Raw genomic sequence first — 24,729 nt, 5'->3', positions numbered from 1 at the left:
ACACTATTTATGAAGATAATAAATAGGTCCGAGGATATTCAATGCGTGACGCAATAATTGCCGAAATGAAAGTTAAGCCTAATATCAATGTGGCTGAAGAAATAACCCGTCGAGTACAATTCATAAAACAGCGATTGCTATCTGCACACTGCACAAGTCTTGTCCTAGGGATCAGTGGGGGTGTTGACTCTTCAACCTGTGGCAGGCTTTGTCAGCTGGCAGTTGATGAACTAAACCAAGCTCACCCAGATAAATCTTACCAGTTTATTGCAATGCGTTTACCTTATGGTATTCAAGCGGATGAAGATGAAGCCCAACTTGCCATGGACTTTATTCAACCGACCCAGCGCCTAACTGTAAATATTAAGCCTGCTGCTGACGCTATGCATGAACAAGCGATTCAAGCGATGCATGATGCTCGCCTCTCGCTACCAGCACAAAATCACGTCGATTTTGTCAAAGGCAATGTCAAAGCAAGGCAGCGTATGGTCGCACAATATGAAATCGCAGGGTTGACCGCTGGGTTAGTAGTGGGTACCGATCACAGTGCAGAAAACATCACGGGGTTTTACACTAAATTCGGTGATGGCGCCTGTGATTTAGCTCCATTATTCGGCCTTTCCAAACGCCAAGTTCGTGCCCTTGCTGCACAGTTAGGTGCCCCCGCTCAGTTGGTTGAGAAAGTGCCTACCGCAGACCTGGAGTGTGACAGACCGGGTTTAACAGATGAAGCCGCATTAGGGCTAAGTTATGACAACATCGACGACTTTTTAGAAGGCAAAGATGTGCCCAAAGAGGTTGAAGACAAACTCACAGCTATTTATCTGCGCACTCAACATAAGCGACAGCCGATCCCAACGGTGTACGACGAATAAGAAAGATACAGCTAAAGATTGGGTGCACTGAGCACCCTTTTTTATCTTACCTAAGCCACACATCGACTTTAACATTATTGTAACAACATGCTATACAGCCAGTGAAAAGCCATGATAAGTTAGTGATCATAAAGGTAACTAACCCCGTATTACAGAGGGAATCGTGTCACTTTTAGCCTTAACTACATCATTTTATCAGGGTAAGCATGAAGTTTATGACCATACGACACACAGACTTTAAGGAATTCTTATGGCAGCCCCAATCTTAATTACAGGCGGAGCACAGCGTATCGGGCTGGCACTTGCGCAGCACCTCATTAAGGCCGATGCACCACTGATCGTCACGTATCGTACCCGACATAAGGCCGTCGACGAATTAGAAGCCAGCGGAGTAAAGTGTATCCAAGTGGACTTCAATGAACATAATGCCATTGAGTCGCTGGTTGACGAGGTAAAACAACACACCTCAACGCTGCGTGCGGTCATACACAATGCCTCGAGCTGGGATTGCGAAAAGCTTAACCCAGACCATAACGCGCTTTTTGACAACATGATGCGTATCCACGCTAAAGTGCCTTACTTGCTTAATATGGCGCTTGCCCCGCTACTACAAGCATCGACCGAGGTCAGCGACATTATCCATATTACTGATTATGTCGCTGAAAAAGGCAGTCCAAAACACATCGCATACGCGGCAAGCAAAGCCGCCTTAGATAACTTAAGCCGCTCATTTGCGGCCAAGTACGCGCCTCAAATTAAAGTCAACTCGGTCTCTCCATCACTGATCATTTTCAATGAACATGATGATGATGATTATAAGGTCAAAACCTTAAAGAAATCTCTCATGGGTATTGAACCAGGCTGCCAAGAAGTCATTGCCAGCATTGAGCTATTGCTCAATAGCAACTATATAACAGGTAGAACACTCGCCGTAGATGGTGGTAGACACTTAAAGTAAATTTGAGCAAAGCACCTTTTAGCTCGAATTCAAATAATGAAATTGTGAGTCACATTATGCATGAAGATTTAAAAAACAGTTACACAGAGATCATTAAAGCCGTTGGCGAAGACGCTGACAGAGAAGGGTTATTAGACACCCCTAAACGTGCAGCCAAAGCCATGGAGTATTTGACCCAAGGCTATCGTCAAACTTTGAATGAAATCACCAACAATGCGGTATTCTCATCAGATGCGGACGATATGGTACTTATACAAGACATAGAACTCTATTCCATGTGTGAGCACCACCTATTACCGTTTGTCGGCCGCTGTCACATTGCTTACATTCCCAATGGTAAAGTGTTAGGCTTGTCTAAGTTTGCTCGAATCGTAGACATGTATGCACGTCGTTTCCAGATCCAAGAACAGCTAACACATCAAATCGCAAAAGCGGTTGAAGAGGTCACTGGAGCAAGAGGTGTAGGGGTTATCGTCGAAGCTAAACATATGTGCATGATGATGCGTGGTGTAGAAAAGCAAAACTCCAAAATGCGCACATCAGTCATGCTAGGTAACTTTAGAGAAGATGCAAAAACTCGCAATGAATTTTTACAGCTTGTCAAACACGGCTAAATAGCAAGGATAGGCCATGATGCATAATGCGATAATCAATATCACAAACCTCAGGTTGCGCACTTTTATTGGATTCAATGATGAAGAGCGTGAAAAGAAACAAGATGTCGTCATTAATATTGAGATACATTATCCCGCTGACACGGAATGCGTGCAGCTGGACGAAGTAGACCATGCTCTGAACTATAAAACGATCACCAAATCAGTGATCAAGCTCGTTGAGACTGGACATTTTCTTTTACTTGAAAAGCTGGTTGCCGACATATTGGCCGAATGTCACCAACACCCTGATGTGACCTTCGCACGCGTGCGTGTTGATAAGCCTCATGCACTCAGATTTGCAGACTCAGTATCACTCACGCTTGAGTGGCAAAAAAAGCGCAACATTGATTGACGTTTTCTCTGCTCCAAAGTCACTGCTTTGGAGCACTTCATTGGTCTAAAATAACCCTAAAGCCAACGCTATTACTAACCCATACCTCAGCCCTTTACCGATACTCACCAGCAATAAGAACACACCAAATTTCACTCTAAAGACACCTGCAATTAATGTCAGTGGATCACCTACCACAGGCAGCCAAGCAAACAATAAACTTGCACTGCCATATTTTTGAAAGTGACCACGCGCTTTTCCCATCGCGTTTTGTGATACAGGAAACCAGCGATGATGGCTAAACCGCTCTACTTGCCTCCCCAAATAGTAATTTACGCAACTCCCAAGCACATTGCCCAGAGTCGCACTGAGCCACAACAGCCACAGCTGTCCTGACTGATTGGCAACCATGCCCGTGAGCAACAATTCTGACGACGCAGGAAGTAATGTAGCAGCAATGAACGCACTGAGAAAAAGACTGAGATAAGCCATAAATAAACATCAACTGTAGTGAAAACACGCATCGCGAAGCTTGCTATGTAATTAAAAATACGCGTAAATAACGCCAGCCTACCATAAGGAAATACACAATGATAAAAAGTCTGCTCACAATCAGCTTAATTACCACCCTCAATTTAACACTCAGTGCCTGTGGCACAATGGATACAGCCCCTCAAGATTACGAGACTTATATTCATCAAGGAGACACATTTAAACATTTATCCCTGACTGATATTCATGGACAAACATATGACTTATCGAAAATTAACTCTAAAAAACTGGTGATTTTTTTCGCTACATGGTGTTCGGATTCACAGCGAATGTTTAACCAACTCAACACCTCTTCTTTAATCACCGACAAGACACTCACCATTCTCGCCATTGGACGAGAAGAAACAAATGCATCACTGGCGCAGTTTGCTAAGAATTATCAGCTGACCTTCCCTCTTATCAGCGATGAACAGCGCATTATCTACAGCCAGTATGCGAATAAAGGGGTGCCTCGATTAATCTTACTTGATGAACATAACCGTGTGGTCAACACTTTAATTGGCGAGACAGATAATATTATTGAGCAAGTTAAATGGAACTAAATTCTGAAGTAGTGAGCATATTAACCATGGCTAAGGTGATCCAAACCGCCGTTGCCCCCGTCTTTTTATTGACAGGGATAGCTGCGTTTTTAGGGGTTTTATCAAATCGACTAGCGCGTATTACGGATAGAGCTCGATTACTAGATAGAAAACTGAATGCCAATCAAGATGAACCATTAAACTTTACGCTCACGCAAGAAATGCGTGCTTTATTAAAGCGCTCTCGCTGTATTCATATCGCCTTTAGTATGAGTGTGCTCAGTGCATTGATGGTATGTGCTGTCGTGGTCTTCTTATTTATCTCTCATTTATATACATGGCCGCTTGGGATCACTGTTTCAAGTTGCTTTATCGCAGCGATGTTTCTGCTCATCGGGGCTTTTCTCGCCTTGTTAACTGAAGTCATGCTAGCGACACGCAGTATGCGCCGCGGTATGATTTTTAAAGACATAGGCTAAAATCCAGCAACTCGACCTACTCCAATAGTGACATCCCCAATCGCTTAAAACCAGAATATAAGCCATGGTCCATCGCCCTAATTTAGCTAACTAAACAGGTCTTCCATGGACACCAAGGCTATTACGCCGCATATTTTGGATATAAAAAAACACCGGCTTGAAGCCGGTGTTTATTACATATTGTCGTTATCAGACTAAGCTGATATCGATATGATTATTTTTGCTTACGGCGACGTAATGCAGCAAATGGTGCAGCAAGTAATGTCAACCAAGCTAGTGAACCTGAGTCATCATCATCACCATTGTCTTCATCAACATCCACCAAGCGAACTTCTACACGAACTTCATCTGAGTATTTGTCTTGTGCATCTTTTGCTTTCACATCAAAGCTGAACTGACGGTCATATTCAAAGTCTAGGTTGCCCGCAACAATTAATTGACCTTGCTCATTCACTGTAACTAGCGAAGTACCCGCAACTGAGAACTCAACAACATCATTGTCGAAATCAGAGAAAGTTAACTGACCGATAACCGTACCGATTGGGCTGTTTTCTTCGATGTTGAAGCTCTGGCCTTCTTCGATCATTGGCTTACCTTCGTACTCATCTTCTTCAACATTGAATACGACAGTAACAGCTTTAGACTCTAAGCCATCTTCATCAACTGCTTTAACAGTCACTTCAAAAGACGCACCTAGGTCAAAGTCAACTTCACCAACCACTGTGATTAGGCCATCAGCGTCAATTGCGATGACGTCTGAACCGTCTACCACAAACTCTGCAACGTTGTCGTCTTGGTCCATAAACTCAAGGTGACCTACTTCAGTGCCAAGCTCTGCGTTTTCATCAACGTCGAATTCCTGACCTTCAGCAACATATGGTGCTTTTTCAGAGTCTTCATCAACCGCATTTAGAATATCAACGATGATAGTTGTCGGCTCTGATTTGAAGCCTTTTTCATCATGTGCTACCACGGTAAGTTCAACATGCATTAGACCTGCGTCGTAATCAAGCGGAGTATCGCTTTCAGCAACAACTACAGAACCATCTTTGTGAACCGTGATGCCTGAATGTGACTGAGCAACTAGCTCAAACATATCAAGGTTCGCGCCACCATCTTGTTCAACCAGCGCTAGCTGACCAATGACATGACCCACTTCAGCATCTTCAGATACTTCAAGTTCAACATCAGCAACCAGTGGTACTACGACTTCTGGTAGTAAGTCTGACGTGACACTTGCAAGGATTTGGTTATCAGATGAAACCGTCATCGGCATGTAGCTCATTGCATATGCAGACGCGCCAGGTGCAAGTTCAGTGACTCGATTACCTGCGTCATCAACAAGCGCAGAAGCTGTGCCATCAAATCTCGCGTAACCAGTTACTGAGTCAGTCACTTCGTAAATACCTAGCTGATAGTTGTTGTGACCAACCATCGCTTGGATCATCATGTCTTGACCAAGTGACGCACCGTCTAGACCGATGATATCACTACAACCTGAGAACTTAACTGTGTTAGAACCACCTTCATGGTACATCGCAGTTAGGAATCTCCACTGTGGTGCACCGTCAACAATTGGACCACTCACTGTACGTGCACGACCAACAACTGCTGCGCTACGACCTACATCATAGTAGTTAGCTAGTGCGTAGTCATAAATACCGTCGTTATCGATATCTAGGTTCATTTGGTAACCAGCGCGACGGTGAATTGTTAGCTCATCACGCATTTCAATAGATGCATTGAAGAATAGGCCAGTGTCACAGAATTCATTTGCGAATAGGCTAAATGAAGAACTGATGATGTTATACGCTTTATCTTCTTTCGTTGCTTCTACACCTGTTGCAATCAATTGCTCAGGATACACGTTCAGCGTTGTGAAACCGTCATTGGTAACTTTGATACGGCCTTCATCTTCAATAAGTTCAAGCGCGACGCTCTCTGCTGCACGCGGTAACACGTGGTAAACCATGTGAAGGTCGTGGTCACCGTCAAGCGATGTATCATCAAATACAAGTGCACCATCAAGCTCTGACAATGTCAGTGCATCTGCACGTGCCGTTAAGTCATTCGCGCTTTGTGGGTTAGGTAGACTCCACGCAGGTAGCTTGCTTGGATCAATGGTTAGCTTAACTTCAAATGCAAGTTGCTCACCTGCAGGCACTGTGATTGACGCTGGGAATTCCCAAGCTGTTGCACCCAATGCTGCGTCATTATCAAAACGTGCTTCAGTGCGAAGGTTATACGTTTTATCAGTCGCAGAGAAGTTCTTAACGTGAACCGTCTTCGTGTAAGTTGTTGTTTCATCTAGTACATCAAAACCAAATGATAGCGCAGCTTGTGCTGTGTCATAATCAGTTTGATTAACCCAAGCAACCGTTTGTGAAGCCACTGCTTTTTCAACATCAACTAGACCCGCACCAATGATACTGATCGGCGCTAATGCCGCATCTGCATTGATTGACTTAGGCTCCATGAATACATTCAAGTTCGCTGTATTCATCAGTACCGCTTTAACTTGTGATGCACTTAGTTCAGGACGAGCTTCACGTACAAGTGCAACCGCACCCGCAGTAATTGGACCAGAGAATGAAGTACCCGTCGCACCGTCTAGCTCAGTGTATGTACCTGTTGCTGCAACCTGAATGTTTACGCCTGGCGCTGTAATTTCTGGCTTCAATAGGCCATCCATTGAAGGACCACGAGAAGAGAAGTCAGCGACCGTGTCGATTGCAAGGTGAGCTTCAATACCGAACTTGAAGACTGGTTGCTGACCAGCAGCAAGTGTTGCTTTAAGCTTAGCACCGTCATCTAAAGTAACTGAGATTGTCGGGATAGTCACTTTATCATCTGAACCACCAAGACCTGGTGCGCCACCCGCGACATTGTTCGCAATGATAACGTACTTAGCACCTTTCTCTTGTGCATTAAGTGCTTTTTCAGTGAATGCACACGCACCACGGTCGATAAGTACAGCCTTACCAGTGAAGTCCATACCGTCGAATGGATTTAACGCGCCATCTGCATCATTCGGATCAGGCAAGTCACAGCCATTTTGGTTAGTCTCAGGGTACACAAGTTCAGTGTCTTCGTTTGAGAATGTAAACGGGTCTTGTGGACCAAAGCTAGCTGTACCTACTTCAACCGCTTCGCCGCCGATAGTACCTAGTGCAAATAGCTCATTCAGTGTTGGGTGACCCATTGCGCCTACTGAAAGTGCATTTGGCGTTGTGCTTGGACCACCGATACGGAATGGATGGTTACCATCGTTACCCGCAGAGATAACCACGTTTGTGCCCATTTTAACTGCTTGGTGGATAAGGAATTGAGTACCTTCTTCACGATCAGTTGAACCAAACTCACCACCCAGTGACATGTTGATTACATCTACGCGGTCACTGATATCGCCGTCGCCATTTGGATCCATTGCGGCTTCTAAAGCACCAAGCTGAGCAGCGTAAGGACAACCACCACCACATACAGAGTAAACATATAGCTCAACATCTGGTGCGATACCTGTTACTGAGTGAGATACCGACGTACCGTGATTAGAAGCACCGTCGTCTGGGCTTGTTGGATCAGGGAAGTTTGGATCATTTTCAATTGGATCCGGGTCGTTACGCATAAAGTCATAACCGCCTTTCACCTGACCTTGTGGCCATTCTACTGCACGCGGATCTGCCTGCGCAGCTTCATAAGCTTCTTTAGTACCACCTGCTGGATTGAAAACTTGGTGTGTGTAATCAATACCAGTATCTAGTACCGCTACTTTTTGACCTTTACCTGTGAAACCAGCAACGTTAACTGGCGCGGCCTTGATGTAATCATTTGCAGCAGCTACGTGCAGCTCATAATCGTATAGCGGCAGGACACGCTCTACGCTTTTATTCTTTTTAATCTGAGCAAGCGCTTCATCAGAAGCTTCTACGATAAGTGTTGATGCGAGTAACTTAGTTGAACCTACTACTTTGATGTCTGCATTCAACGCCGCTAAATCACGTTTAACAGACGTCTGTAACAACTCAACATCGGCAACCATAGTACGTGCGTCATTAACAGAGTAGTTACCGCGCGCCATTAAATCTGCTGCTGTCTCTTGCTTTAAGATCACTAAGAACGCTTCTGCGCGATTTTCTTTTAATGTTGCTTGGTCAACTTTAGAGATTTCTGTATTAAATGCGCGATGATGTGTATCTACCGTTGCAGCATTAACTGCTGCTGCAGTTAGCGCACCTGAGACAGCCATAGCTACCGCTGTCGCTTTAAATGAATACTTGGCCATAGTTTCCCCTAGGACTTGTTGTTTAATTTGGTGTTTATTTATATTTAAGAGAGTAGAATCATTCATCAATATAATGTGACTACATGGTTAATTGCAATAATGGAAATACAATTAAGTTACATTTTTTGAACTTTAATTTTATTCATACTCTTAAGTAACTGTTTTTATTAAAAAAACTACTATGTAAAAGAAAGTAAATGAAATTAAAATAAATATACTGTAAACAGGAACTCCAGACAGGACCTAAAAAAGCAACAAACCATTTTCAATGACTAAAAACCCCCCTCCCATTAACCTCAGAACCTTGCTAAATAAGAAAGAAACCCTTAAAAAGGTATGGAATTAATTATTTAAGGGGCGATTAATGAAGAAATCATTAACACTATTAACGCTACTTGCGGGCATCAGCCTCCAAGTACAGGCGGACTCCATGTTCGAAGAGAAGGAAGACGCCATTGAATATCGAAAAGCAACCTTTCAATTGATCCGCTATCAAATAGGCGATATGGGTGACATGCTAAAAGGAAAAGTGCCGTTTGACGCAGAGCGATTCAAGCAACGTGCCCACAATGCTGCGCAGCTTTCGGGTATGCCTTGGGAAGCATTCATCGCAGGCTCAGATAAAGGGGATACTAGCGCACTGCCTAGTGTATGGAGCGACAGAGCCACCTTTGATAAGAAAGCGGCAGACTTTGCTCAATATGCGCAAGCACTGGCCGTCGCATCAGAGTCTGGAGATAAAAAAATGATTGCACCCGCCTTTAGAAATTGGGCAAAGGGATGCAAGGACTGCCACAAGTCATTCAAAGACTAACAAGATGCTTGCGATCTAATAGAGCGCACAGTTATGCGCTCTGTTATACATGTATTAATCGTCTAAGAAATCAAAGTCATCATCACCTAAGTGCCGCCGTAGCCTTTTTTGCTCCAAGTAATCATCTAACTTTTTCCTGACTTTCTGCCGCTGCTGATTCACATCTTTCTCATTTAACGCGCCCAAGTCATCTTGATATTCATCATCCAATGGATCATAGGAATATGTTTTACCCATGATAAGCTCCTATTTACATAAAGAGATTCACTTTATAAACACGGATATCTGAGCCTACTGGTCGTTACCTGTAGCATAAGCACTCGCCGTACAACGACACACTGAAGCTTATAAACTATTTAGCTTGAAATAGAGCACTTTGACAGTGAATGATTTTTATCGTCACGATTCAATAAACTAATCATGCTAACTATTAATCAGAAAGACTAAAATTTAGTTAAATACAGTGTACTAATTCAAAGTACAGACCAACCAAAAAATCTAAGCGATTGAAATTATGACGGTTTTATAATTGGCATCATATTTGGTTATCACTATGTATCATCAACATAAAAAAGACCCAAACCATGAAAACAACATTATTATCTATCGCTATGCTTTCTTCAGTTTCTGCTTACGCCCATGCTGATCATCAATTTTCTATTACCCATGATGACTGCCAACTTCAATTTCAAAATGACGTAAAAATCACCCCTGAAGAGGTATCAATTACGCAAGCAAACAATCAACATATGCTGATCACGGCCGACGGTAGTCTACTTATAAATGGTCAAACAATCACGGTGACACCAGAGCAACAGCAAGCACTCTCTGTCTATGCAGACACATTACGCGCAGAACTCCCCAAAGTTGCCGAAGTGGCTACAGACGCTGTCACACTGGCAGGCGTCGCACTAGACGAAGTTGCCGCCACGTTCAATTTACAAAGCCTGGATGAGCTATCGGTTGTATTAGAGGAATTAAACGAGGAAGTTCATAATACTTTCTATCAAGAAGGTAGCTTCGTCATGGGAGAGCAAACCATGGAGAACTTTGGAGAGCATTTTAGTCATGAATTTGAATCTCGAATAGAAAGTGCAGTAAAAAGCGCAATGTTTGAATCGATTGGCACATTACTCATCTCCCTGGGCTCTGAAATGAAAAATGCCAATGGCGATATCAGCACCTTTGAGCAGCGTATGGAGCAAATGGGTGAAAACATAGAGCAACGTGTCACCGCACATGCAGATCAACTAGAAACACGCGCAGATGCACTGTGCCAACAATTTACACATATTGCGCAACAAGAGACTAGATTATCCCTCTCAATGCCTACCCTATCTGGGTACGCATTAATGCACAAAAATCAATATTAACAACTCATTTCCAACCCACTGCGCGAGTGCTTATTACGGCTCGCGTTCGTCATGCATCATCGCGATCAATTCGCCTAACCGTTTTATGCTCATCTCATGCGTTTCATGCCAAGGCAATCCATAGCTCAATCGAATACAATTTTGAAACCGCTCTGACGCACTGAATAACTGCCCAGGCGTCACGCTGATCCCCTCAGCCATCGCCTTCTTAAACAGTTTGCCACCATCAATCTTACTGTCTAATTCTACCCAAATTACGCAGCCCCCTCGGGGATCGCTGATCCGCGTGTGCTCTGGAAAATAACGGCGAATACAACACAACATCTTCTGTTTATTTTCTTGCAACCTTAAACGTAACTTTTTTATATGGCGGTCATAAGCGCCTGATGCCAAGTATTCTGCGAGTACCCATTGATTTATCAGTGACGAAGAGCAGCTCAAAGCCCGTTTAAAGCGTCTTGCTCTTTGCGCATATCTAGGTGCTAACATCCAGCCGATACGATAACTCGGTGCTGCCGTTTTAGAAAATGAGCCACAGGTGATCACCTGACCCGGCTGTGCATGAAACTGAGCGGGCTTTGCACGATGTTTGGTAAAATGTAAATCGCCATATACATCATCTTCGATAAGCACTACTTCATGCTCTACCAACATCTTCAGCAAACTTTGACGTCGTGCTTCAGGCATGACACTGCCAATTGGATTATTAATACTGGTAGAGCAAACACAGGCTTTGACATCATGCTGAGTGAGCGCATCAGCTAAGTCTTCAAGCCACAGGCCATCATCAGGACACACAGGGATCTCCAACGCTCTCAATCCCAGATTTTCTATCAATTCTATAATGCCAAAGTAACACGGAGACTCAATCGCAACCACGTCGCCAGGCCGTGTCACACATTGTAATGCGATGGCCAGTGCTTCTTGAGCGCCATTGGTGATCACCATGTCATCCAACGAAACCGATAGGCCCATACGCAGATAACGCTGCACTATTTGCTGCTTGAGCTTCATCAGCCCGTCCATCGCACCATAGTGTAGAATTTGCTCACCAGCTTGCTTTAACGCACTGCGCATCATTTTTGCCAGCACGGCCTCATTACTCATCGCCGTGACAGGATTAGCAATACCAAACTGGGCCTGATGCGGCGCATGTATTCCTTCATAAACTTGCTCTATTAAAGATTGCTTATTCACTTCAGTTGGGTTAATTGGCAATTGACAGCGTCTAGGTAAAGCATTTTGTTCCGCATCCGATAAGAAATACCCCGACTTTTCTTTCGAGTATATTCGACCCTGACCTTCTAAATGATAATAAGCTTGCTTCACCGTCGGAATACTCACTGACAATTGCATCGACAGTTTGCGCAAGGATGGGAGCTTTTCACCCGGCTTTAACACTTGCTGTGAGATCATGTCATTGATGACCTCTATCACACGCTGGTAGAGAAACTGTCCATTTTGCATATAATCCACCCCATCTGTATAGGTTAAAAATACATTTTTCTGTATCTATTATATACAGATTATCCGAGTAAACTGCTACCTGCTGCAATAATCCAATCACACAAGGAGCAATAATGAGAAATTGGCTGTTATACATTATGACCGTTCTTATTTGGGGCTCAACTTGGCTGGCAATCGAATTCCAATTAGGTCAAGTCAATGAAGTTGTTTCCCTTTTCTACCGTTTTGCTATTTCGGCAATCTGCATGTGGGGGTTTGTGCTGTGGCGAAAATTACCCATGCAATTTAACCTCATTGATCATGGCTTTTTTATTCTCCTAGCCATTGGCAATTTTGGTCTCAATTACTTGTTGCTTTATTGGGCGCAGGGCACATTATCCTCAGCCATGGCCTCAATCGCATTCTCGTTTATGTTGATATTAAATATGATCAATACACGACTCTTTTTTGCCAAACCCATCGCATTCAAAAGCTACATCGGCGCAGGCCTTGGCGTAACGGGGATCGTCAGTCTATTTTGGCACGAGCTTGGAGGGACGGATTTATCTTCGGCTACATTGATCGGATTAGCATTAGCCCTGCTGGGCACGTTTGCCGCCTCACTCGGCAATATGGTGAGTATTCGTAACTCAGATCATAAGATTGGTGTCTTAGAGGGCAACGCATGGGGCATGCTTTACAGCAGTCTATTATTAGGCGCATATACCCTATTTAGCCCACTGTCTTTTGTTATCGAAGCAGATACCAGCTATTGGGTTTCTCTGTTCTACCTTGCCATTTTTGGCACTGTTATCGCTTTTGCGTGTTATTTCTCGTTACTCAAAAACATCGGCCCAGAGCGTGCCAGTTATATCATTGTTTTATTTCCTATTGTTGCTGTGATACTCAGCACCTTATTTGAAGGGTTTACCTGGCAGGTCAATACCTTTATCGGCTTTGGCCTAATATGCGCAGGGAATTTATTAGTGCTGCTTCCCAAACAGGTAGTCACGAAATACATGCCATTTTCTGCGGCTAAGTACTCTCACCCGCACTAGGCATATTTAATCGCAGCGATGCCGCAAGTATGGATATCTTCGCGGGTGTTGCTGCGATCACATCTCCATCCGCCTCAATACTGACGCCTTTAGTACTGATCTCAAAACACTGCCCACTGCTAACTTTGACCCAGGGTAATTTGGTATGTAAACCCACTAACATCAAGGCAAAGCACACTAATCGCTTAGGCAAGGATACCGCAGATATCGTGAGTACCTGAAATACTCCACTGTTTACGTGTGCACTGGGCGTAGGGGTAAGCCCAGCAGCAAAATATCGCCCATTGGCAAATAAGCACATCATTATTTGCAGCTTATTGCCATCTAGCATGATTTCCATGCCTCGGTAACTCAATAACTTGACTATGCCATATAATGTATAGCTCAATGCACCAAAGCGCTTTTTCCCCGCCATCGCAGCAACTACTTCAGCATTAAAGCCAACCCCAGCCATATTAATAAAATACCGCGCATTCACTTTACCGACATCAACATGACGGGCAAAACCCGAAAAGACAGATTCACGCCACTGTTTGTTTGAATACCCAAATGCGCGCGCAAAATCATTGCCTGTACCGCATGGTAATATGGCCATCCGCTTCTGTGTTGCCACGTGAGCCACGTCATTTCCACTCAAGAGCGCATTCACCACGACATTGACCGTGCCATCTCCCCCCAATACAGTGACCTGCTGGTGATGTATCAGCAAGTCTTTTAATTGCGCAACATCATCAGCAAAACAGCCACACGTTGCATACCATTGTAATTTTATTTTCCGTTCCATGGCGTTTTTCTCAAGCCATACCTTGTGCGACAAAAATTGTTTGCCGCGATGCGGCCTATATACAACCAACAAAACCATACCCCAAATATAACTTGTTTGAATAACTATTCAATAGATCGCTTTAAGACCACTAAAACCCAGAAAATAGCGATTAAACCATTGAATAAATATTCATTAGATCAAATTTAAACCCATAAGGATATTTTATTCATTAGATTATCTAATGATTCAACGACAATTTTTATCGTTTTAATTTTACGCATATTGGATGCAAAATAGCCAAGTAAATTATCAATACGTCAATTACTTGGAGTACAACTATGCTTAATTCAGCTGCAACATGCGGCAATACACAGACCGCGCCCGAAACGATGAATACCATGACAACACAACCTCAGATCCAGTGGATGGCATGGTTTAGTAAAATCGGACGAGCACTTAGCCTCAACCATGCGGTGATGTATAAGTAACTAGTGACTCCATGCACCTTGATGATCATGAAGCCATGGTTATCAAGGTTGATTTTCTGCCAAAAAACTCACCTCACCATATCAAAAAGTATAAATTTCAGGCAAACAATTCAATAACTTCGCCTTTTTGTCTATTTTTTCAGCAAACGGTTAAAAAACTATTTACAGCGACCCATTCCATAAGTATTATCGTTGCCCATGGAGAGATGGCTGAGTGGTTGAAAGCACCGGTCTTGAAAACCGGCATACGTTAATAGCGTATCTAGGGTTCAAATCCCTATCTCTCCGCCATATTTAAAGTTTTGCGTCGGAGAGGTGGCCGAGTGGCTGAAGGCGCTCCCCTGCTAAGGGAGTATAGGGTTTGTAGCCCTATCGAGGGTTCGAATCCCTCCCCCTCCGCCATTATCTTGTAAAAAAACCGTCCATTGGACGGTTTTTTTATGTCCAAAATTTACTTATCCCTTTTCAAATACCTTATCACCCCATCCATGTTTACGCTGCACAGACTGGTCAGATGTGTTATGTATATAGATATGATTAGCGAACTGAATAACTCAAATGCAGATCCATTTTATCGAAGGCTATATTCAACAGATCTACTTGGTTGAATATCCAGACCGGTTACTCCTGCTTGATGGCTGTACACGAGCAGATGTTGATGTTGTCTGTGACTATATCCGTAATCAACTGTCACGATCATTGGCCGATCTTAAACTGATCGTCGTCACACACATGCACCCAGATCATGCTGGCGGTGCGCATATATTGAGAATGCGCACAGGGGCTAAAATAGCCGCGGCCAAAATTGACGGACATTGGTATAGCGGTATTGATGGGATCTTGATGCATTGGTCTGATATTATTCTTGCCTTGTGGGTTGCGGGACGAAAAAACAAGGCACGTAAAAACTTATGGTATGACAGGAAACTCCAGGCAGATTATTACCTCTGTGATAAGGCATACCTGCCTGAATTTCCGCAATGGCAAGTCCTGCATACGCCAGGACATACAGATAGAGATCTTTCTCTTTATAATCAGACCACACAACAGCTGTATGTGGCCGACCTCTTTGTTAAAGTGAGAGGCCAATTTATTCCGCCTTACCCCGTTTTTTATCCCAATCGCTATCGCCACTCATTGCAACGGATCCAACAGATCAAACCCGCATATATCATTTTGGCTCACCAAGGAGAGATCCCCTTCGGTGAGATCGACTTTGCGCGTTTAGAGCAATTAGCGCCAACAGAGCCCGTGACACACTGGCGATCGGTTAAGGCTAAAACCAAAAAAGCACTGGGATTAAGTAAGCCACTTAAGATTAAATAGCCGATTTCACGGCTTGAATAAACTGCTCAACCTCTAACTCGGTATTATAAATATGAGGTGACACGCGCAACCCATATCGCCTTGCATCCACGGCAATATTTTGTTCAGTCAACACGGCTAAGCACTGGTTGAGACTGTCTCCTGTATCCACAATGACAGTGCCTGAGCACAGCTGCGCATCTGTTGGTGAGCTACAATAGTGTGGTAGTGCCTGCCAAATACGCGCCAGTAATTGTAGATTGTGCTGGCGAATATGGGACACCCCAAAATGCCCTAACCTTTCAATGCTGTTGGCCGCCATAATATAGGGCGCAACTGACGGTGTTCCCCCCCAAAAACGCAGTGCCGTCTCATGTGATGCAAAATGATGAATATCAAACTCAAATGGATTTTGGTGTGAAAACCAACCCACGTCTTTTGGTTGGCATTCAGCCAAAGACGCGGAAGACACCCAAAGAAACCCTGCCCCCGGGCCACCGCACAACCACTTTACACAAGACCCAATCACACAATCCGCTTGCCATGCGGATAAATCTACCGCCAAAATGCCCGCAGATTGCGCAATGTCCACAATCACTTTACACCCCAATTGTTTCGCCATCGGAATAATATCTGACACGGGCGCCTGCTGACCGGTGTTAGAGTAAACATGACTGACAAAAACCAAATCATAGTGCTGATTTAAATGCGCTTGCCAACTCGCAATATCACTCATGTCTTGTCCCATGGGTATAAAGCATAGCTCAACCTCACCCAGTGCTTGTTGTAATACAAACCCCATACTCGGAAAATCATCTTCACTAAGCAAAACCCGCACGCGCCGATTTTGTAACGATGCTTGGCTCATTAACCACTTTGTCAGTCCACTGGATAAGTTAGCTTGAGGACAAAAGTTATCTGCATGGCTATTGAATAACAGCGCCAATGCCTGGTTAAACTGCATCACGCCTTCCAACCATTGAGCCCAGGGTTCGCGATTTTGCTGCTGCCACGGAGCAACAAACTGCTCATTAAAATGCGCCGGCGCGGTTTTCAGCATGCGTCCAACTGAATGGCTTAGTAAATAAGTCCCCTGGGGCATAAAAAAGTCATCAGCTTGCATGGTCTACCTCAGCGTTTTTCAAAGCCTGACGTAATATCTTTAAATCAGTATATCGTGTGTCAAGATCACTGCGTTTCGCAGCAGCTCTTTTATCTCGTAGGGTTTCAAGCTGAGCCAATAGCACCTGCAATGGCGGTCCACTGGCAGTTACTTTATCGAGATGCTGATTGGCTAAGTTTTTAGCCGGGCCACAAATGTATTTTTCAACCAATTGATTGTGGTGCTGAATGGCGGTATCGCCATGCAATTTACACGCTTGTAAAAACACTTTCAGGGACGCTTGATACCAACTTTCATGACTGTGCTGCTGCGCGGCCAAAAATGCATCGAGTAGATTTGGCAGCCGCATACACTCTTTTAATGTCGCCTGATCTTCTGGCATCATATACAGCAACTTTTCAACCAAAATTTGCGCATAATCGACGTCATTTGCCTGGCATAATCCCAACATCATATCGATGACATTGATCCCTGCAAAATCTCCGGCATTCGCACCTCGGTAAATCTCTTTGCCCACCCTATAAGGCTTATAATATGGCCTCACAACATAGAAAAATGCGGCAGTATCTAATTGTTGAAACAGCGCCTGATTCGACTTAATCACATCCACTAATGCACGTTTCACCTCTTCCAATAACATCGGTGCCATGGGGTGTGAAATGCCCAGTGGTTGTAATTTTAACAACGCCTCTGCTGCACGCTTATAAGCCAAAATACCGCGGGTGTTATAGTCAATAAAGAGCTTTTCGGCCGGATCGCTGGTAAAACGCTTGTACACACCATTAATAGCCGTATTGTGGGTTGTAAGATGTGCAGTAGCAAATCTTGGTGTCACACCAATAGATGAACCGATATGCATTGCTAATGCTGAAGCTTCTTTTAATGGTGAATGTCGCTCTTTACTTGGCTCTGTCAACTCATGACGACGACATGCAGCCATATACAAGCCAACATTACCAAGTAGGTCAAATGCATTGTCAAAGCCTTCGTCAGTATTACCCTCTTTCAGTAACGCTTCAATATACTGTTGACCCTGTAACAGCAACTGCTGCTTTACTTCGTCACCAACTCCCACCACGTTGGCCGGATCGGCTTGCTCACGATAGAGTGCCTCTAACCTATCGTTTAGCATGACAAACTCAGTTCTTATCCAATCATCAAAGTTTTTTGTTTTTTTTGTCATGATTTAAATCCTGAAAAATACATCAGTGACAGGCTAACAAATCATCAGAAGGGATATTTGCCAATTATTTATTAATCGTTAAACTCAATTAGTGGAATACCAACTTTAAATACAAAAAAGTAGCAGAATTAACTAATATGCCTGACATTGACAATAAAGATAGGATTTTACTCAGCGCATTACAGCAAAATGCCCGCCTGAGTAATGCCGCACTTGCGGAGCAAGCCAGTTTGTCTGATACCCCCTGCTTGCGCCGAGTTAAAAAACTTCAGCAAGATGGCGTCATTTTGGGGTATCATGCCGATATATCGCCGCCAGCTGTCGGCTATTCTGTACTTGTTTATGCATTTATTCGCTTGACGAAAAACTCAGTCAAAGCAGCAGAAAGCTTCGAAAATCATGTCGATGGACTACAACAAGTCAGAAGCTGCTCCGTCGTGTCAGGTAGCCATGACTACTTATTGGAGATCCTCGCTGAGGATTTACCTAGTTATGAGCATTTTGTTAAGCATAGTCTCGCCTCTTTAGAGTTTATTGCAGCTGTTGAATCAACCATTGTGTTGAAGCAGACCTTTAACAAGCGCGGAGTGCCACTATGAATTTTAAAGGCATTTAACTTATGCACATTCAGTTCCGCTCGCCACTGCATCATGCTTTTGCCTACATCGGCTTAGCACTGGGTTATTTTGGCTTTGGAAAACTCTTCACACTCATCGCATTTCAAGACCAAGTTTTGCCCATTTGGCTGCCAGCAGGCATCGCCTTGGTTGGCTGCTTTTTATGGGGTTGGCGTTTTGCACCAGCCATATTTATTGCGTCAGTCTTGTTCAATTGGACCACCTATTTTGGACTGCAAACACACATTGCACATTATAGTGACGTTATTCAAGTGACAGTGGTTGCATTAGGCGCGGTGATACAGGGCTTACTCGGCGGATATTTAATGCGGTTATGGCTTGGCGACCCACTATTAATGCGTTCAAGAAAGAATATTGCTTACTATGTCTTCTTGGTTGGCATATTTGCCAATGTCACTTCAGCCAATATCGGCATGCTCGCGTTAAGTCTATTTAATCCACAATATGCCTTTTCACAGCATTGGCAAAATGTCATTGCTTGGTGGTTAGGTGACAGCTTGGGCATATTAATTTTCACGCCTTTGCTACTGATGCTTCTGAACTTAACTGTGTTTACTCCGCGTGGCTACCAACATAAACGGATTTTATTAGCGACTTGCTCCATTCTGTTTATTTCAGTGACAGCAACCACTTACTTGTATAATCAAGGGAATTTACAAGCTGCACAAAGAGAAGCGCAGCGAGAGGTCAATATCATCGAAAATGTGGTATTACGACATGTTAATCTCAGCATGCTTGCGATACAAGGTGTTGCGGCTAAGTTACAGTCCCAGCCACAGTTTGATCACAACAAATTTATGCAAATTGCGCAGCAACAAAGGTCGCGTTATCCATTTTTGTTTGCCGTTTCTTGGGGTCAACGTATACCACAATCAGACGCAGCGGCCTTGCAAACGGAGCTCGATACGCTCTATCGCAAAGAAGTCTTATTGCATGGCCCGTCGCTCAATGACACCGATCCCATGGTGGTGGTGAAGTATGTGTCGCCCCAAGCTGAAAACTTTGCCTCTTTGGGCTTTAATATTTACTCCAGAGCAAATCGCAAGGCCGCTTTGGAAGACCCTGAAATTATTTTGCAGCCAAGGGCAACCAATATCGTCAAGTTAGTGCAGACCCAACCAGCAAAACCAGCTTATGTGTTATTTTCGCCTGTCTTTCGCCAGAACGACACGCAACAACACACGCTCAATGCCGATATCATAGGGTATGCCATTGGCGTGGTACAAACCGACGTCTTACTGACCTCTGTACTCAAAATGACACAGGCCAGCAATTACGATCTCGCCTTTTACGATGGCAACAGCGAAACACCTTTTTTTAGCAACTATGATACTGCGCAAAAACCGTATCATGCAGATACCCACTACAGCACACAAATTCGCTTTGCAGGTCAAACCTGGCGGCTAACTTTAGCTATCAAAGACAGTTATATTAGCCACTTGAACCACCAGCAAACGATTTGGCTGTTGACGTTACAGCTGTGTATTTGTGCCCTGATCACCTTTATTGTTTTGCTCTACAATTATCAAAATATCGCCCTTAACCACTTGGTTGCTGAGCGCACAGAATCACTCAATGTTGCCTTACAAGATGCACAACAGGCTAACCAAGCCAAAAGCCGCTTTCTTGCCAATATGAGTCATGAAATCCGTACGCCACTCAATGCGGTGATCGGCTTCGCTTCTTTGACGCAAACCTCACACTCTTTAGACGTTGTAAAAAAATATATTGAACACATCAATATGTCAGCCAAAACCTTGCTGGGTTTGGTCAATGACATTCTCGATATCACCAAAATCGAGTCCAATAAACTGCATATCGAACAGCACAATTTTGACTTACAAAAGCTGCTTGAGCACATGGACAACCTATTTTCTATCAGTGCCAAAGAAAAGGGGTTAAGTTGGCGGGTTTACAGTAATGTCGATCATGCCGTCTGGCTCAAAGGTGATGAACTAAGAATAGAGCAAGTCCTGATCAATTTATGCAGTAATGCCATTAAATTCACTGAAAGTGGTCAAGTCAGTTTGCACTGTGAAGTGACGGAAAGTGAGTCTGATTATCGCGTACAATTTAGTGTTTCAGACACAGGGATAGGCATTGATTCAGCCCACCTTAAACATATCTTTTCACCATTTGTACAGGCTGATAATTCCACCTCACGACGCTTTGGTGGCACAGGATTAGGCTTGGCGATCAGTAAAGAGTTATCAGACAGAATGGGCGGGAGTTTGCAGGTAGATAGTCAAGTGGATATCGGTAGTCACTTCCACTTCTCTATTCGCTGCCCATTTGGTGAAGCCATCAGTCCAGCGATGCCTAAATTTGATGACACGCACATTGCCAAGCTCCGCGTCTTAGTGGCCGAAGACAACCCAGTGAATCAAATCGTGATCAAGTCTATGCTAGACTCTTTTGGCGTAAACTACGAATTGGTTGCCAACGGTCAGCAAGCTGTTGCCGCCGCGCAACAAGGCAAGTTTGACTTGATCTTAATGGACTGCCAAATGCCGATATTAGATGGCTATCAGGCCACGTCAACACTGCGTCAGCAATACGATCAAAAAACATTACCTATTGTGGCGCTCACCGCAGATGTTATGCCTGAAGACAAAGCCTATGCGTTAGCCATTGGATTTAACAGCCATCTTGCAAAACCCCTTGATCGCGATAAGCTAGGAACATGTCTGGCTCATTACGCTCAAATATGCTCAAAAGATTCATCGGCTTAATATCAACACTGTGGGTAGTCAGTGCCGTCGCACAAGACTGCACAACACTGCCCACAGATCATCAACAATACTTAGAAGGCATGCAAACAGGCGAATACCGCTTTGCCAATGATGTCGGCCCCGCCGCCCTGTCCCTGACCGAAAATATGGCGTATGCGGATTATATCAGTGCCACCAGAGCCCTAATCTTAAAGCGTAACAAACGCGCAACGCTGCTCTGCCCACTGCCTTCTGTGATGCCCACCCAGGCGCAGCAAGCGCAGGTTATTGATCACATCGCCCCTTACCAACTTTTACATAACAACCAAGACAAAGGCATTTTATTGATCCATGGCTTAACCGACTCACCCTATATTTTTAATACCATTGCGCAAGATTTATATCGCCAAGGCTTTAACGTCAGAACCTTACTATTACCTGGCCATGGTACGGCAGCAGATGATTTACGGCACGTGACCAATGATGACTGGCAACGTCATGTACGTTATGCCATCAAACGTACCAGCCAAGATTTCAAACATTTTGCCATCATGGGGTTTTCTACTGGTGCCGCTTTAGCGACCCTCGAGATCGAAAAACACAGACCGTCTAACCTACAAGCCTTGGCATTGGTAGCCCCTGCCACAGAGTCACATAACAAGAACAGCTGGATGGCGCAGTGGGTTGATTGGCTACCGCTGATGAATTGGCTAGATGAGGATGCTGATCTGGATTTTGCCAAGTATGAGTCTTTCCCACTTGCCGCTGCGGCCTTGGTACATAATGTCATGGTTGATATGATGCAAAGTGACGTGCCTGCAGATCTGCCCATCTTAACCATACTCAGTGATGTTGATGCCACCATAGACAGTCAAGCCACCTTGCAGTTGCTAACGCGATGGGCCAAAACACATCGCGCGCCCTTGGCATTAAGACTCTATGCCAATAATCCCATTGAACTTGACCAACGTATTGCACTCACACACATTGATAAGCTAGACAAGGTCATTGATATGTCGCACGTTGGTTTGCTGATACCACAACATCACCCCTACTACGGCGAGCAGGGCGCGTATCGCCACTGCGGCAGCTATTTTGCAGATGCAGCCGCCTACCAAACCTGTAAATCTGCAAAGCAAATCATCTTTGGCGAACACCACAGCACCAATAAAGCGGCATACACACCACTTGCCAGAGTCACTTTTAATCCTGACTACGCAGGGTTGACCAAGCAACTGAGTGAGTTCTTAAATCGCCATGTCCATTAAACCGTATCATCATCAGTTTGTGACCAGCATCAGTGCCATAGAGCAATCACATTGGCAGCGATTGGCTGGGGATAGCTTATTTACCAACTATGCGTGGTTGTCAGCCCTTGAATTCAGTGGCAGTGTTGGCCGCCAAACAGGCTGGCAGCCATATCATTTAGTGATATATCAGCAAGGTAACACGCACCCAGTCGCCATTTTGCCTGGATATATTAAAAGTCACTCATACGGAGAGTATGTATTTGACTGGGCATGGGCCGAAGCCTATGAGCGCCATAACCTAGATTATTATCCCAAATGGTTATCTGGTGTGCCATTTACACCGGTTGTCGGTGCGCGGCTTTTATGTGAAGCACCCACAGAGACACTGTATTCATTCATTCAATCTGTTCTCGATGACGAAGCGGCGCAACAAGCTTGGTCTGGCTGGCATGTCAATTTCCCGCGCCAAGAAGAAGCTTGGTCCAGTACGCAGTTACTTGAACGCCATGGTGTGCAATTCCATTGGCATAATCAAGGTTATGCGGATTTTGATGCCTTTTTAGCGACGATGAAAGCACGTAAGCGCAAAATGATAAATAAAGAACGCGACAAGGTTAATAGTTCAGAGCTGTCCATTGTCTGGCTGGAAGCAACGCACATTGATAAAAATATCATAGATCTTTTTTATCAATGTTACTGTCATACCTATCGCAAGCGCTCAGGGCACAACGGTTACTTAACTCGTGCATTTTTTGAGCTGTTATTTAATGCCATCCCAGAGCAGGTAAAGCTCTGCTGTGCCTATCGAAAACACGACCAATCTGATAAACAAGAATTGGTTGCTGCCAGTTTATATCTTCAAGACAATGACACATTATATGGAAGGTATTGGGGAGTACTAGAGCATAGTGAGCACTTACACTTTGAACTCTGTTACTACCAAGGGATCGACTATGCCATTGCGCATAAATTGGCGCGTTTTGATGCCGGAGCACAAGGAGAACACAAACTGCTAAGAGGATTTGAGCCGGTGTTTACGCGCTCGTATCACACCATCTGCCATCCTTTATTCAGTCAGGCGATTGACGACTTTATCAATACCGAACGAGGCCAAATTGCCCACTATGCGCGCCAGTGCACAACATTACTGCCGTATAAAACACAATAGCCGGTTATTGGCTGGCATGGCATGATCAGCCACTAACTTAAGACCTGCTACTATCGCAAGTGTCATGACCCATTCAATGTCACGAATCCCACTGTCAGGGTCACGAGACTTTAAAAAAGCATCAAACTGAGCATTGCTTTGCGACGTAAATGCACCTTGATAATTAAAAGGGCCATAAATTATGACTTTACCGTCCGTATCAAGGTGACGCTCAACACCTGTAAAAAAGCGCTTGACCAGCGCTTTAGAAACGATGTGCAAAGTATTGGCCGTATAAATCACGGGCACTTGTGCCACAGGCCATTGCTGATTTAAATCCAACGCTAATGGAAGGCGCAAATTATCCAGCGCCGCCTCTTCACACCAACTGATGATCCCGTCATGATTGCACGGCAAGTCAGCGGTTTGCCAGATCACATGGGGGAGTGCTTTGGCAAAGTGCACCGCATGCTGGCCAGTCCCAGAGCCCACTTCTAATACACTCTGTGCCTTACCGATGAAGGGTGCTAAATGGGCTAAAATTGGCCCCTTATTATTTTCACATGCTTGCGAGTATGGCTTTGTCATTTTGCACCTAAATAGACCACTTACGCGCCGAGTTGGCGCAATGTGATTCCCATTTTGCAACGAGTTATTCGCAATGTCTATTTACTGTACTGATAAATATAGATAAAAAAATTTTGGTATATGGTATGCAAAAAACATAGGTATTGACTATAAGTACCTAGTGTACCCGTTCAAAAACCTGTATG

The 24,729-nt window shown here is 44.3% G+C and carries 23 protein-coding genes and 2 tRNA genes; 17 read left to right on the top strand and 8 right to left on the bottom strand.

The annotated features are described in order from the left end of the window. Window positions 1–41: 41 nt before the first annotated feature. The 4 genes from nadE (at window position 42) to folX (ending at window position 2,841) form a co-directional block, all read left to right on the top strand. Window positions 42–875 (top strand): ammonia-dependent NAD(+) synthetase, encoded by an 834-nt coding sequence (nadE, locus tag JF50_RS20550; protein ID WP_039611237.1) that lies wholly within the window; start codon window positions 42–44, stop codon window positions 873–875. Window positions 876–1,125: 250 nt separating this feature from the next. Further along, a complete protein-coding gene (gene folM / locus JF50_RS20545) occupies window positions 1,126–1,833 on the top strand; it encodes a dihydromonapterin reductase (RefSeq protein ID WP_039611236.1) in 708 nt (235 codons plus the stop codon). A 56-nt stretch (window positions 1,834–1,889) separates the two neighbouring features. After that, window positions 1,890–2,447: a GTP cyclohydrolase I FolE gene (folE, locus tag JF50_RS20540; protein WP_039611293.1), complete on the top strand. Its 558-nt coding sequence runs from the start codon at window positions 1,890–1,892 to the stop codon at window positions 2,445–2,447. Between the two features lie 19 nt (window positions 2,448–2,466). Continuing rightward, window positions 2,467–2,841, top strand: coding sequence for a dihydroneopterin triphosphate 2'-epimerase (folX, locus tag JF50_RS20535; protein ID WP_039611292.1), 375 nt, complete (start codon window positions 2,467–2,469; stop codon window positions 2,839–2,841). Window positions 2,842–2,886: 45 nt separating this feature from the next. On the opposite strand, the gene JF50_RS20530 is transcribed toward folX, so the two are convergent. Further along, window positions 2,887–3,312 (bottom strand): YqaA family protein, encoded by a 426-nt coding sequence (locus JF50_RS20530; protein ID WP_039611235.1) that lies wholly within the window; start codon window positions 3,310–3,312, stop codon window positions 2,887–2,889. Window positions 3,313–3,410: 98 nt separating this feature from the next. Between JF50_RS20530 and JF50_RS20525 the strand changes: the two genes are divergently transcribed. Together JF50_RS20525 and JF50_RS20520 are read left to right on the top strand one after the other, a co-directional pair. Next, window positions 3,411–3,914, top strand: coding sequence for a TlpA family protein disulfide reductase (locus JF50_RS20525; protein ID WP_039611234.1), 504 nt, complete (start codon window positions 3,411–3,413; stop codon window positions 3,912–3,914). Beyond that, complete coding sequence (locus tag JF50_RS20520) at window positions 3,905–4,372, top strand: DUF2721 domain-containing protein (RefSeq protein ID WP_039611233.1); 468 nt, start codon at window positions 3,905–3,907, stop codon at window positions 4,370–4,372. The genes JF50_RS20525 and JF50_RS20520 overlap by 10 nt, the downstream gene beginning before the upstream one ends. Window positions 4,373–4,586: 214 nt before the next feature. Here the strand turns inward: JF50_RS20520 and JF50_RS20515 are convergent, their stop codons facing one another. Next, window positions 4,587–8,654, bottom strand: coding sequence for a S8 family serine peptidase (locus JF50_RS20515; RefSeq protein WP_039611232.1), 4,068 nt, complete (start codon window positions 8,652–8,654; stop codon window positions 4,587–4,589). 364 nt (window positions 8,655–9,018) lie between these two features. On the opposite strand from JF50_RS20515, the gene JF50_RS20510 reads away from it, so the two are divergent. Next, the gene (locus JF50_RS20510; RefSeq protein ID WP_039611231.1) at window positions 9,019–9,468 is read left to right on the top strand and encodes a c-type cytochrome; all 450 of its coding nucleotides are present in this window, start codon (window positions 9,019–9,021) and stop codon (window positions 9,466–9,468) included. Window positions 9,469–9,522: 54 nt separating this feature from the next. Here the strand turns inward: JF50_RS20510 and JF50_RS20505 are convergent, their stop codons facing one another. Further along, a complete protein-coding gene (locus tag JF50_RS20505) occupies window positions 9,523–9,705 on the bottom strand; it encodes a PA3496 family putative envelope integrity protein (RefSeq protein ID WP_039611230.1) in 183 nt (60 codons plus the stop codon). Window positions 9,706–10,052: 347 nt separating this feature from the next. Between JF50_RS20505 and JF50_RS20500 the strand changes: the two genes are divergently transcribed. Continuing rightward, window positions 10,053–10,841 carry a DUF2884 family protein gene (locus tag JF50_RS20500; RefSeq protein ID WP_039611229.1) on the top strand — a complete coding sequence of 263 codons (789 nt, stop codon included), beginning with the start codon at window positions 10,053–10,055 and terminating at the stop codon, window positions 10,839–10,841. A 33-nt stretch (window positions 10,842–10,874) separates the two neighbouring features. Here JF50_RS20500 and JF50_RS20495 read toward each other — a convergent pair whose 3' ends face one another. Beyond that, window positions 10,875–12,308 carry a PLP-dependent aminotransferase family protein gene (locus JF50_RS20495; RefSeq protein WP_039611228.1) on the bottom strand — a complete coding sequence of 478 codons (1,434 nt, stop codon included), beginning with the start codon at window positions 12,306–12,308 and terminating at the stop codon, window positions 10,875–10,877. A gap of 113 nt (window positions 12,309–12,421) precedes the next feature. Here JF50_RS20495 and JF50_RS20490 point away from each other — a divergent pair, with 113 nt between their 5' ends. Continuing rightward, window positions 12,422–13,345, top strand: a complete 924-nt coding sequence (locus tag JF50_RS20490) for a DMT family transporter (RefSeq protein WP_039611227.1) — start codon at window positions 12,422–12,424, stop codon at window positions 13,343–13,345. On the opposite strand, the gene JF50_RS20485 is transcribed toward JF50_RS20490, so the two are convergent. Continuing rightward, the gene (locus tag JF50_RS20485) at window positions 13,323–14,207 is read right to left on the bottom strand and encodes a diacylglycerol/lipid kinase family protein (RefSeq protein WP_039611226.1); all 885 of its coding nucleotides are present in this window, start codon (window positions 14,205–14,207) and stop codon (window positions 13,323–13,325) included. The genes JF50_RS20490 and JF50_RS20485 overlap by 23 nt on opposite strands. Window positions 14,208–14,449: 242 nt before the next feature. On the opposite strand from JF50_RS20485, the gene JF50_RS27275 reads away from it, so the two are divergent. The 4 genes from JF50_RS27275 to JF50_RS20470 all read left to right on the top strand — a co-directional run bounded on the left by JF50_RS27275 (window position 14,450) and on the right by JF50_RS20470 (window position 15,925). After that, window positions 14,450–14,599: a hypothetical protein gene (locus JF50_RS27275; RefSeq protein WP_160290503.1), complete on the top strand. Its 150-nt coding sequence runs from the start codon at window positions 14,450–14,452 to the stop codon at window positions 14,597–14,599. Between the two features lie 200 nt (window positions 14,600–14,799). After that, window positions 14,800–14,890 (top strand) — tRNA-Ser (locus tag JF50_RS20480). Between the two features lie 18 nt (window positions 14,891–14,908). Beyond that, a tRNA-Ser gene (locus tag JF50_RS20475) sits at window positions 14,909–15,001 on the top strand. A 156-nt stretch (window positions 15,002–15,157) separates the two neighbouring features. Then, window positions 15,158–15,925 carry an MBL fold metallo-hydrolase gene (locus JF50_RS20470; RefSeq protein ID WP_039611225.1) on the top strand — a complete coding sequence of 256 codons (768 nt, stop codon included), beginning with the start codon at window positions 15,158–15,160 and terminating at the stop codon, window positions 15,923–15,925. On the opposite strand, the gene JF50_RS20465 is transcribed toward JF50_RS20470, so the two are convergent. Together JF50_RS20465 and JF50_RS20460 are read right to left on the bottom strand one after the other, a co-directional pair. Further along, entirely contained in the window at window positions 15,918–17,027 is a 1,110-nt protein-coding gene (locus JF50_RS20465; RefSeq protein ID WP_039611224.1) for an aminotransferase class V-fold PLP-dependent enzyme, read from the bottom strand. The genes JF50_RS20470 and JF50_RS20465 overlap by 8 nt on opposite strands. Continuing rightward, window positions 17,017–18,210, bottom strand: a complete 1,194-nt coding sequence (locus JF50_RS20460) for a PrnB family protein (RefSeq protein WP_039611223.1) — start codon at window positions 18,208–18,210, stop codon at window positions 17,017–17,019. The genes JF50_RS20465 and JF50_RS20460 overlap by 11 nt, the downstream gene beginning before the upstream one ends. Window positions 18,211–18,347: 137 nt before the next feature. Here JF50_RS20460 and JF50_RS20455 point away from each other — a divergent pair, with 137 nt between their 5' ends. From JF50_RS20455 to JF50_RS20440, 4 genes are read left to right on the top strand one after another with little or no spacing between them, the layout of a single operon-like run. Continuing rightward, window positions 18,348–18,809, top strand: a complete 462-nt coding sequence (locus JF50_RS20455; RefSeq protein WP_039611222.1) for an Lrp/AsnC family transcriptional regulator — start codon at window positions 18,348–18,350, stop codon at window positions 18,807–18,809. A gap of 20 nt (window positions 18,810–18,829) precedes the next feature. Beyond that, window positions 18,830–21,580 carry an ATP-binding protein gene (locus tag JF50_RS20450; RefSeq protein WP_039611221.1) on the top strand — a complete coding sequence of 917 codons (2,751 nt, stop codon included), beginning with the start codon at window positions 18,830–18,832 and terminating at the stop codon, window positions 21,578–21,580. Next, window positions 21,556–22,827: an alpha/beta hydrolase gene (locus JF50_RS20445; RefSeq protein WP_052262599.1), complete on the top strand. Its 1,272-nt coding sequence runs from the start codon at window positions 21,556–21,558 to the stop codon at window positions 22,825–22,827. Before JF50_RS20450 ends, JF50_RS20445 begins: the two co-directional genes overlap by 25 nt. Then, window positions 22,823–23,977 (top strand): GNAT family N-acetyltransferase, encoded by a 1,155-nt coding sequence (locus JF50_RS20440; protein WP_152614620.1) that lies wholly within the window; start codon window positions 22,823–22,825, stop codon window positions 23,975–23,977. The genes JF50_RS20445 and JF50_RS20440 overlap by 5 nt, the downstream gene beginning before the upstream one ends. Here the strand turns inward: JF50_RS20440 and JF50_RS20435 are convergent. Continuing rightward, a complete protein-coding gene (locus tag JF50_RS20435) occupies window positions 23,954–24,544 on the bottom strand; it encodes a DUF938 domain-containing protein (RefSeq protein WP_039611219.1) in 591 nt (196 codons plus the stop codon). The two genes, JF50_RS20440 and JF50_RS20435, sit on opposite strands and share 24 nt — an antisense overlap. Between the last annotated feature and the right edge of the window lie 185 nt (window positions 24,545–24,729).

Source organism: Pseudoalteromonas luteoviolacea (genome assembly GCF_000814765.1).
GTDB lineage: Bacteria > Pseudomonadota > Gammaproteobacteria > Enterobacterales > Alteromonadaceae > Pseudoalteromonas > Pseudoalteromonas luteoviolacea_H.
The sequence above is the reverse complement of the archived record's forward strand: the minus strand, read 5'-3'. Positions and strand labels throughout refer to the sequence as shown.

Excerpts from the sequence above, each read along its gene's own strand:
- JF50_RS20500 (WP_039611229.1), top strand. The coding sequence starts at position 10,053 with ATGAAAACAACATTATTATCTATCGCTATGCTTTCTTCAGTTTCTGCT.
- JF50_RS20510 (WP_039611231.1), top strand. The coding sequence starts at position 9,019 with ATGAAGAAATCATTAACACTATTAACGCTACTTGCGGGCATCAGCCTC.
- JF50_RS20530 (WP_039611235.1), bottom strand. The coding sequence starts at position 3,312 with ATGGCTTATCTCAGTCTTTTTCTCAGTGCGTTCATTGCTGCTACATTA.
- JF50_RS20455 (WP_039611222.1), top strand. The coding sequence starts at position 18,348 with ATGCCTGACATTGACAATAAAGATAGGATTTTACTCAGCGCATTACAG.
- JF50_RS20435 (WP_039611219.1), bottom strand. The coding sequence starts at position 24,544 with ATGACAAAGCCATACTCGCAAGCATGTGAAAATAATAAGGGGCCAATT.
- JF50_RS20520 (WP_039611233.1), top strand. The coding sequence starts at position 3,905 with ATGGAACTAAATTCTGAAGTAGTGAGCATATTAACCATGGCTAAGGTG.
- JF50_RS20470 (WP_039611225.1), top strand. The coding sequence starts at position 15,158 with ATGCAGATCCATTTTATCGAAGGCTATATTCAACAGATCTACTTGGTT.
- JF50_RS20450 (WP_039611221.1), top strand. The coding sequence starts at position 18,830 with ATGCACATTCAGTTCCGCTCGCCACTGCATCATGCTTTTGCCTACATC.
- JF50_RS20525 (WP_039611234.1), top strand. The coding sequence starts at position 3,411 with ATGATAAAAAGTCTGCTCACAATCAGCTTAATTACCACCCTCAATTTA.
- folX (WP_039611292.1), top strand. The coding sequence starts at position 2,467 with ATGCATAATGCGATAATCAATATCACAAACCTCAGGTTGCGCACTTTT.
- JF50_RS20505 (WP_039611230.1), bottom strand. The coding sequence starts at position 9,705 with ATGGGTAAAACATATTCCTATGATCCATTGGATGATGAATATCAAGAT.
- JF50_RS20485 (WP_039611226.1), bottom strand. The coding sequence starts at position 14,207 with ATGGTTTTGTTGGTTGTATATAGGCCGCATCGCGGCAAACAATTTTTG.
- folM (WP_039611236.1), top strand. The coding sequence starts at position 1,126 with ATGGCAGCCCCAATCTTAATTACAGGCGGAGCACAGCGTATCGGGCTG.
- JF50_RS20515 (WP_039611232.1), bottom strand. The coding sequence starts at position 8,654 with ATGGCCAAGTATTCATTTAAAGCGACAGCGGTAGCTATGGCTGTCTCA.
- nadE (WP_039611237.1), top strand. The coding sequence starts at position 42 with ATGCGTGACGCAATAATTGCCGAAATGAAAGTTAAGCCTAATATCAAT.
- JF50_RS20445 (WP_052262599.1), top strand. The coding sequence starts at position 21,556 with ATGCTCAAAAGATTCATCGGCTTAATATCAACACTGTGGGTAGTCAGT.
- folE (WP_039611293.1), top strand. The coding sequence starts at position 1,890 with ATGCATGAAGATTTAAAAAACAGTTACACAGAGATCATTAAAGCCGTT.
- JF50_RS20495 (WP_039611228.1), bottom strand. The coding sequence starts at position 12,308 with ATGCAAAATGGACAGTTTCTCTACCAGCGTGTGATAGAGGTCATCAAT.
- JF50_RS20465 (WP_039611224.1), bottom strand. The coding sequence starts at position 17,027 with ATGCAAGCTGATGACTTTTTTATGCCCCAGGGGACTTATTTACTAAGC.
- JF50_RS20490 (WP_039611227.1), top strand. The coding sequence starts at position 12,422 with ATGAGAAATTGGCTGTTATACATTATGACCGTTCTTATTTGGGGCTCA.
- JF50_RS20460 (WP_039611223.1), bottom strand. The coding sequence starts at position 18,210 with ATGACAAAAAAAACAAAAAACTTTGATGATTGGATAAGAACTGAGTTT.
- JF50_RS27275 (WP_160290503.1), top strand. The coding sequence starts at position 14,450 with ATGCTTAATTCAGCTGCAACATGCGGCAATACACAGACCGCGCCCGAA.